6 protein-coding genes are annotated in these 8,569 nt (G+C 46.3%); 2 read left to right on the forward strand and 4 right to left on the reverse strand.

The features are described from left to right. Positions 1-86: 86 nt before the first annotated feature. The 3 genes from QUB16_RS24470 to QUB16_RS24480 all read right to left on the reverse strand — a co-directional run bounded on the left by QUB16_RS24470 (position 87) and on the right by QUB16_RS24480 (position 3,417). Positions 87-1,319, reverse strand: a complete 1,233-nt coding sequence (locus tag QUB16_RS24470) for a DUF445 family protein (protein WP_333320131.1) — start codon at positions 1,317-1,319, stop codon at positions 87-89. Positions 1,320-1,401: 82 nt separating this feature from the next. Next, positions 1,402-2,103 carry a bifunctional demethylmenaquinone methyltransferase/2-methoxy-6-polyprenyl-1,4-benzoquinol methylase UbiE gene (ubiE, locus tag QUB16_RS24475; RefSeq protein ID WP_333320133.1) on the reverse strand — a complete coding sequence of 234 codons (702 nt, stop codon included), beginning with the start codon at positions 2,101-2,103 and terminating at the stop codon, positions 1,402-1,404. Between the two features lie 369 nt (positions 2,104-2,472). Beyond that, positions 2,473-3,417, reverse strand: a complete 945-nt coding sequence (locus QUB16_RS24480) for a response regulator (RefSeq protein WP_333320135.1) — start codon at positions 3,415-3,417, stop codon at positions 2,473-2,475. A 156-nt stretch (positions 3,418-3,573) separates the two neighbouring features. Between QUB16_RS24480 and QUB16_RS24485 the strand changes: the two genes are divergently transcribed. After that, positions 3,574-4,668 carry a RuBisCO accumulation factor 1 gene (locus QUB16_RS24485; protein WP_333320137.1) on the forward strand — a complete coding sequence of 365 codons (1,095 nt, stop codon included), beginning with the start codon at positions 3,574-3,576 and terminating at the stop codon, positions 4,666-4,668. A gap of 178 nt (positions 4,669-4,846) precedes the next feature. Here the strand turns inward: QUB16_RS24485 and QUB16_RS24490 are convergent, their stop codons facing one another. Continuing rightward, on the reverse strand, positions 4,847-5,824 hold the full coding sequence (locus QUB16_RS24490) for a DUF4349 domain-containing protein (RefSeq protein ID WP_333320138.1): 978 nt from the start codon (positions 5,822-5,824) through the stop codon (positions 4,847-4,849). Between the two features lie 166 nt (positions 5,825-5,990). Between QUB16_RS24490 and QUB16_RS24495 the strand changes: the two genes are divergently transcribed. After that, complete coding sequence (locus tag QUB16_RS24495; RefSeq protein ID WP_333320140.1) at positions 5,991-8,447, forward strand: ATP-dependent helicase; 2,457 nt, start codon at positions 5,991-5,993, stop codon at positions 8,445-8,447. The last annotated feature ends 122 nt before the right edge of the window (positions 8,448-8,569 follow it).

The following is an 8,569-nucleotide window of genomic DNA, read 5'->3' on the forward strand; positions in this document are numbered from 1 at the left end:
AGCGAAAAACCGGGTTTTTGGTACTGGGTGCGCCAGAGAGAGTGAATATTAGACTACAACAAAGAGCTCACACCTGTCGAAACAAATCACCGCTGAATCCAAATCACAACTGTCTGCAAACAGCCGACAAAAACACCCAAAATCCCTCCTAAATTTACAATTCCCTGCAACTCGCTTTGGACAATTCCCTGAATAGCTAACTCCAACTCTTCAGGAGAAGTACCTTTGACTCGATCGACAATCACCTGGTCAATATTCAAAATCGGGATAGCCTGAGCTACAATATTTTCTAAATCCCGCTCTAAATAACGCTCTAAAACCAAAGCCAGTTCTTTGCTGACAATTCCGAGGGAAGCGCTCATCACCGCTGAAGTTTGCAAGCGATTGAGAATCAACCGCGAAATATTTTCCCAGTCAATAGATTTACTCAACCCCTCAAGTACGTCTGTACCCCGCTGCTGAACATAGCTGCGAACACTGTCGCGCATAGTTTTTCGCAACTGTCTCACAGTCGAAACCGGTAAATTTTGCATCGACAAATTTTGCAGCCATTCCTGAATTCGCCCGCGAATTCCTAAAGAAATAGTTAACTCTGCTAAGCGCTGATTTGTGGCTTCTCTGTCATCCAGACAAAAAGTCCGCAGCCGAGTTAAAGTGTTCCGCAAACCAAACAAATTTGCTACTACCCAATAAGTGCCGCTGGTTTTTTCTCGAAACCCTTCATCGATGATCGAAATATTGCGATCCGTCAAAAAGTCAATTAAAGCCTGCCGCAGCACTTCCGGGGGTATTACTACCTGCAACAACCACTCAGCAAGCTGAGCTGCCTGAGCTTCCGTTAGCTGAATCTCCAGCAAAACTTGATCGAAAATTTGATTAAGCTGAGCTTCTAAAAAATCTTCCCGGCGCGCCAAAACTTTGAGAATTCGCGGCACAGATTCCCCCAGCAAATCTCGCAGAATGTTAGCGAGAATTTTAGCCGTTTTTTGCTCTGCGTCTGCTTTTACCTGATCCAGCGCCAACTGCAACAACCAGAGAATCACCGACTGCATCCGCTCGGTTTGCAGGAGGCGGCGCGCTAAGTTTTGCAGTTCCTGTGGCGTCAGCAGCGAACCCATAATTGTGTCGGAAATTCGCTTTGCCAAGCGCTCTTGGTTGCGGGGGATCAAGCCTGGAGTGAAAGGCAACTTCCGCCCTTTGATGTAAATAGCTCGATAGGGGCGGAACAGCATTTTGATAGCTATATCGTTAGTGAAATAGCCAATAATTCCTCCCACTACAGGTGGGGCCAACAACAGCCAAATGTCAGACGGATTCATCAATAATTGGGAATTGGGAATTGTTGATTGTTGACTGTTAACTGTTAACTGTTGACAACTGACAAGTGACAACTGACAACAGTCAACGGACTAATACCAATACTCCCATCATAGCTCCAGCAATAGGATAGTGGGTGGCGGCGGCAAATCCGGCTTTGTTGGCGATCGCGACTTGCTCCTGGCCGATCGGGAATTTTTCTAAACTAGGATTAATGTAGGCATATTCTTGAGTCATGCCAAATTGCTGAGCAATGGGCACTACGAGAGAGTCTAGATAAAACTGCTGAAAGCTCCGCATTAGGGAATTGCTGGGGCGGTGGAGGTCGAGAATAGCTGCTTTGGCACCGGGTTTGAGCACGCGGTGCAATTCCTGAAGACTGCGGGGGATGTCAGTCACGTTACGCAGCCCGTAACCCATTGTGGCGCAGTCGAAGTAATTGTCAGCAAAAGGCAAGTCTAGGGCGTCAGCTTCTACCCAGGAAATGGGACTTATAGGGGTGAGAAAAGGTCGATCGCGCCTGGCCGCCACGGCTAATTGTTCGGCAGAAAAATCTACTCCAAATACGCAACCGGTCGGCCCTGCTTGTTTAGCCAGCAACAAAGCTAGATCCCCGCTACCGCAGCACAAGTCTAAACAAGTATTTCCGGGGCCCGCACTGCTCCATTTCACCGCCATTTGCTTCCAAATCCGGTGTTGCCCAAAGCTCAACCAGTCGTTCAATTGGTTGTAAACTGGTGCAATTCGATTAAATATAGTTTTAATTTGTTCGGCGTTATTAGTCATTGGCAATTTGTCATTGCGGAGGTGAAAAGGTGATTTGGGAAAAGGTGATTGGTCAGCCGGAACTAATAATTAATCCGTGCATTCATGTCATGCTGTCGCCAGTCATTAATGCTTTTTATTATTAGCTATCCGCGAGATTTTGTCTTGAATCCTTCGTTTGCTATTATTTTAAACTCAAGACAGAGAGCCGGCTAATAACTAATGACTGACAACTAATGACTGATGACCCCGCCCAAAAACAGGTACAAGCTCCCGACAATCGTCGTGGAGATTCCAAAATTTTAGACTTTTGTTCAAGATCCAAGATTCACTGCGCTGCAAGTAAATCTAAAATCTAAAATCTAAAATCTAAAATCGACTGACTGATGACTAATGACCCTTAAAACTCGTCAATACCAAAGCAACTTCTTGAGCGGCGAGGTGAACTGTTGTGAGTTCGTCGGGGCGCAGGGAACAAGGTTGCTTCCACTGCATGGAAATCAGGGCGATCGATCGACCTTTGTGACTCACCGGGATGGTCAGGTGAGCTTGAATGCCGGATTTCTGATAGTGCGGCAAACTCGCTAGGTTGGTGTCGAGCCCAATATTCACAGCACCCTGAATAGTTTGAGAGGTAATTGCTTCTCGAACCAGAGGATCGTCGGCCAGCCAATTTTCCACAGTTGAACCAGTGGTGTGACTGCCTTGGGCTGATATTAAAACATTTCCTTCCACCAGTTGCAAAATGCAAGCGTCCGCCAAAAAATTATCACTTATAGCAGTAGCAATTGGATCTAAACTTGCTTCCAAACTCGGATAATCCACAGCCGTTTGCATGATTGTTGCTAACAGTTGTATTTGAGTTTGGGCGCGATCCAATTCCTCAGTCCGCTGCTTGAGAATTTCATAAGTCTCGGCCGCCTTTTGCACCACCATCTTCAGTTCGTTCGGGTCCCAAGGCTTGGTGATATACTTGTAAACCTGTCCTGAGTTAATGGCATCCACCAAGTCTTCAATATCCGTAAAACCAGTCAAGATAATTCTGACCGTATTCGGAAACTGGGGCACGGTTTTGCTCAAAAACTCCGTTCCCTTCATTTCGGGCATCCGCTGGTCGGAAATGATGACGGCGACCTCGCCTTCGATGCCGAGGACTTCCAAGGCGCGAATTCCGCTCTCAGCTTTGAGCACGTTAAAATCTCGTCGGAAAGTGCGGTAGAGTAAATCCAGATTGTCTGGCTCGTCGTCTACTACCAGCATTTTGGGCTTTTTCGGTCTGTGTAGGGTCATGAGCTGGCGTTTAATTTGATCTAGCTCTGAAATGGCATTATCCATAACAATACGATAAACTCCCCTTTGTAAATTTAGGCGAGCAACTATTCTGTAACAATAGTCTCATAACTCACTTACTATTAATCTATCGCTCTGCCGCGACACGAGCCTTGCCGGTATCCAATTACACATAACTTAGCCTGAGTTTTTGATTCAATTATGACTGATACACCGCAAGATTCCTCCCCTCCTGCATCTGCACCCTCCACCAATGCTGTGGATGCCGAAAAGTTAATTCGATCGCTCCGCCGCAAAGAAGGCACTTGGGTAGAGTGGGGACAGGCCTGCACTGCACTGCTAAAAGCTGGCTACAACTCTCAAAGGATTTTTGAAGAAACTGGTTTTGAGCCAATTCAGCAAAATCAAGTAAGCGTCGCAGCCCAAGTTTACACCAGCATGGTAAATGCTGGGGCTTCAGAGGAAGTTCGATCGCACTTCTTGAAAAAAGGTAGCGATATCTTATACGAGTTTCGGATTCTCTCTCAAGTAGAGCGGGCCGGGGCGGCTGCTTTGATGCTAACCCACAATTTGGATGTTGACGATGCTCGCCAAGTTGCTAAAGCGATCAAGGAGTTTTCGCACTTCGGGAGTCTCCCCCAAGGTTTCACAGACACTCCCGGCGATGCTATGGCTTACCAATGCTGGCAATTAGCGAGACAGAAAAGCGATTTGCAAGAGCGATCGCGCTTAATTGCTCGCGGTTTAAAATTAGCTAGCAGCCAAACCGCTAGGGCGCAAATCGAGCAGTTGCTCGTCGATTTTACCGTAGTTGCGAGACGGGAAGCACCCCGCCTGCCTGTCTACAGGCTCGATACCGAAGAACAATTGCCGCGCGTTGTCCCGGTTGTGGGCAAATTGCCGCTTTCTACGACAGATTTGCTGGCAGTGCCTTTGCCGGAGGAAATCGAGCCGTTCCGAATGGTAAAATTTTCTGGAGCCGGAGCTTGGGTGGCGATTCCCGGATGGCAGGTAATTTTGAACGCTGAAGATCCGGTGGCTGTTTTGGAAATGAGCGATAAATTGCCGGTACCGCTGCAAGGCAAAGTAGAAGAAGTTTTGATTATTGCCGATCGAGCCCAAAGACAGTGGGATGCTGAGAGTTATTTCCTCGCAGATAACGGGGGCAATTTAGAACTGCACTGGTTTGAACAATCCCCGAATTTTTCGCTATTGGGGCGAGTTGTGCTGGTGATGCGGCCCAAAAAGATTGTGGATGAAGACTATACCAAAGATGGATGGCAAATTGATGATTAGTCAGTTGTCAGTTGTTAGTTGTCAGTTGTTAGTTGTTATTTGTCAGTGGTCAGTTGTTATTTGTCGTTGGTTTTAAGAACGGGTTCTCCGGCCGTTCCACAATACATAAATTTTACGTGGGTGGAATGACTACTGACTAATGACTACTGACTACTGACTAATGACTACTGACTAATGACTACTGAGGCGGTTTCGGTTCTTGAATTTGCGGAACAGAATGCTGTTTCTTAAATCGATTAAAGCCGTAAACCGCAGCCCCGATTAACAGCAAATAAGGACTGTAAGCCAACAGCCAAATACCCAAACCAAACAAACCGAGCGTCAATTCACCCACAGAATGAGTCGCTTTCCCCCAAGTTTCCTGTACCCGCAAACCTAGAGAAGGTTCCTGAGTTTGTTGAGCCGATACTGCTGCTTCTAGAGTTAAGCTAATAGTCGAATAGGCTACTTGATTTCGCAAACTTTTTAACTGAGCGTCAATGCGTTCGATCGACTCCCGAATATTGCTCAACTCTTGAGCAGCTTTGAGCACATCGCCGACAGAGCCCGATCGCTCCATAATTTTTAACACCATTTCCTCCGATTTGCGGAGGTTCCGCAGTCTAGCCTCGTTGTCAACTAATTGATCGGTAACATCCTCAGCCATCAGAGAGCGGTTCTCTACATTTCCGAGTTTTGCTAAAGCATTTAAAGTAGTTTCTAACCGTTCTTGAGGCACGCGAATCTCCACAGACGCCGTTTGGCGGACACTGGAATCCGGAGGCTTTTGATTTTGGAAACCCAAGATATCGCCTTGCTGTGTTTCGACAATATTAGTAACAGATTTAGTGCTAGCGTCAATAGATTTGACAACTACACTGAGTTGGGCTTTTTTAATCAGTTGGGGACGGGTTGCGGGAGTTTCTGCTGCTTTTTTTGATGCACCAGAAGTTTTTGACCTTTGGGCTACTGGCTCCGGTGCTGGTGCCGATTGTGGAGCCGATGCGGCAACTTGGTTTTCAGGGCTGCTGGACGTTTGAGCTCCTCCGCAGCTAGGCAAAGCAATTGTTGAAGATAAAGTTAAGAATACCGCAACAGCAAAACGAGTTGTGCTGTTGTTGGCTGGGTTTGGGTTTGGCTTGGGCGGGGGGGAATTGATTTTGAGGTGAGTTTTCATTTGGGTGACTCCTCTAAAAAAGGCTTGGGTATTGAATTTTATGCTGGTTTTAATTTAAGCTCGAATAGATAGCGTTAGTTTAGCCGATACCGAAATGGAAACGGTAGAGGTTGCAGATTTTTTTATTTTTAACCGCAGATGAACGCAGATAAACGCGGATGTAATAATGACTGATGAATTTGATTCTGATTTTATGCGATCGACAACCCAGATCGATCGCCCTGGCAACATTTCCTCTGGGTTAGACTCTGCGGCAGTTTTGCGAGAACAAGCTTGCCTTAAAATTCGCGAAAGCTTGCGTGCGGGCCAGCAGGACATGGCGGATTGGCAAGGCGGCCCCCTTGCTGTTTCAGCGGTTCCGGGGGCCGGGAAGTCTACGGGAATGGCTGCTGCGTCGGCAATTGCGATCGCCCGCAACCAGCTTCACAGCCGCCGCCAGTTAATTGTCGTGACATTTACGCGATCGGCTGCTGCTAATATTAAAGCTAAAATTCGGGAAAGATTGACAGAATTGTCTTTATCTCAAGGCGGTTTTGCCGTGCACACTTTGCACGGTTTAGCTTTGAATATTGCGATGCGCCATCCTGATTTGTCGGGTTTAAATTTAGAAAATTCAACCTTAGTTACTCCCACTCAAAGTCACCGATTAATTCGCACCTGTGTAGAACTTTGGATTGCGGAAAATCCCCGTCGATATCAAGTTTTGTTGGAAGGACAGCAATTCGACGGAGAGGAAACGGAGAGGCTGCGGCGACAATCGGTTTTGCGGACGGAAATTTTGCCGCAGGTAGCTAAAACTGTGATTCACGAGGCGAAATCTTCTGGTTTGTTTCCCGAACAGTTGTTAGAAATGAGCGCTCTTGATACTGGGGACGGTTATGAGATTTTAGCGGTAGCTGGGGGTTTATATCAAAAATATCAGGCTTTGTTGAGGAGTCGGGAATTCATCGATTACGACGAGATGATTTTAGCAGCTTTGCGGGTGTTGGACAATCCGAAGGCGAGGGCGATCGAGCAAAAGCAAGTATTTGCCGTTTTTGAGGACGAAGCGCAGGATTCTACACCTTTGCAGACTCGGCTTTTGGAAACATTGGCGATCGATCCCGATCGTCCTACTTTACCTCCCAATTTTATCAGAGTTGGCGACCCAAATCAAGCGATTAATTCTACTTTCACTCCCGCCGACCCGATTTATTTTAACCAATTTTGTGATGAGTGCGAAGTAGAGAATAAGTTAGCGACAATGGACGGCGCAGGCCGCAGCACCCAGGTAATTATCGATGCGGCTAACTTTATGTTGCAATGGGTAAATGGCTCGGAATTAGCGAAAAATGAAAAGCCTTTTCGCGACCAAACTATTAAGCCCGTACCCAGCGATGACCCGCAGCAAAATGCAAATCCTGCTCCCATTGGTCGAGGCTTAGAATTGCATACTCCCCGCGATATTTACCATACAGTTGAGTTGATTGGCAAGCGGGTAATTGAGTTAGTAGAAGAATTTTTACCAGCCGATTTTGAATTTACAAAAACTGAAAAAGCTATCGATTCAGGCGAAGAAGCGAGCGGAGGGGAAAATAGTGCAAAATTGCCGTTAGAAAATCTGAAATCGATGGCTATTTTGGTGCGGGAAAACAAACAAGGTAAGTTTATCAAAGAAGTGCTAGAAAATCCTCAAAAACACGGATTAAGCTTTGATTTGCGTAAATACGGGATTAAAATTGAGGATGTCGGAGAACGGGACAGACATTCTCAAGTACCTTGGGAAATCTTAACACTGCTGCAATTTCTCGATCGCCCCCACTCTCCAGACTACCTGAAAGCAGCATTAAAGATTTTGAGCGATCGACAACTCATCCCCAAACAAGACTACAATGCTTTTGCTACCAGCCCCGAACAATTCCTTTACCCAGGCCCCCTAGACCCGCAGCAGTCAGACCCCGTTCGCAAATGTCGCTATTTTTGCTGCGGTTTGCTGCAAGCTAGCTTAGAACTGCCACCCTACCAAATCATTTCATTCTTAGCCTTAGCGCTGCAATACGACCAAACAGAATTAGCCACCGCCGACAAATTAGCAGAACGGGTAGCAATCCAAACAGCCGGTAACAATTCAATGCACAATATTTTGGGCGTACTTAGCGAAATTGTCAGTTCCGAAAGATTTGAACCTGTGGATGCAGACGACAAAATAGAAGAACGTTATACCAGCAAAGGTCAACTAACCATTATTACCATGCACAAAGCTAAGGGATTAGATTGGGATTGCGTATTTTTGCCGTTTCTGCACGAACAAACCATCCCCGGAAATTTGCGAGTTTTGCCGCAAACCCGATTTTTAGGAGATTTCACTTTAGCAGAGGTAGCGAGAGCACAAATTCGAGCAAGTTTGCACGAAAAATATCCTTTACCAAATCTAGGCGAAGCCTGGGAACAAGCCGGTTATTTGAAAACAGCAGAAGAGTTTCGACTGCTGTATGTGGCGATGACGCGAGCAAAAAGCTTGTTGTGGATGGCGGCGGAGAAAAAAGGGCCTTTTACTTGGAACAAACCAGAGAATTTACAGGAGCAAAAACCTTGTCCGGTAATGCCTGTCTTGAAGCAGAGATTTCCGAGTAATACTATATAAAAGAAGTAAGAATTATATCATGTCCGGTGGATTACCCCAAATCAGGTAGATACTGTCTTGATCTGTCAAGGGGTAGCGAGTAAATAATTGGGGTCGAAAGGCTTTTGGGACTTTAAAATACC

Source organism: Microcoleus sp. D3_18a_C4 (genome assembly GCF_036702415.1).
GTDB lineage: Bacteria > Cyanobacteriota > Cyanobacteriia > Cyanobacteriales > Microcoleaceae > Microcoleus.

Coding starts and splice junctions, on each gene's coding strand:
- ubiE (WP_333320133.1), bottom strand. CDS start 2,103: ATGACTAATAACGCCGAACAAATTAAAACTATATTTAATCGAATTGCA.
- QUB16_RS24480 (WP_333320135.1), bottom strand. CDS start 3,417: ATGGATAATGCCATTTCAGAGCTAGATCAAATTAAACGCCAGCTCATG.
- QUB16_RS24485 (WP_333320137.1), top strand. CDS start 3,574: ATGACTGATACACCGCAAGATTCCTCCCCTCCTGCATCTGCACCCTCC.
- QUB16_RS24490 (WP_333320138.1), bottom strand. CDS start 5,824: ATGAAAACTCACCTCAAAATCAATTCCCCCCCGCCCAAGCCAAACCCA.
- QUB16_RS24495 (WP_333320140.1), top strand. CDS start 5,991: ATGACTGATGAATTTGATTCTGATTTTATGCGATCGACAACCCAGATC.
- QUB16_RS24470 (WP_333320131.1), bottom strand. CDS start 1,319: ATGAATCCGTCTGACATTTGGCTGTTGTTGGCCCCACCTGTAGTGGGA.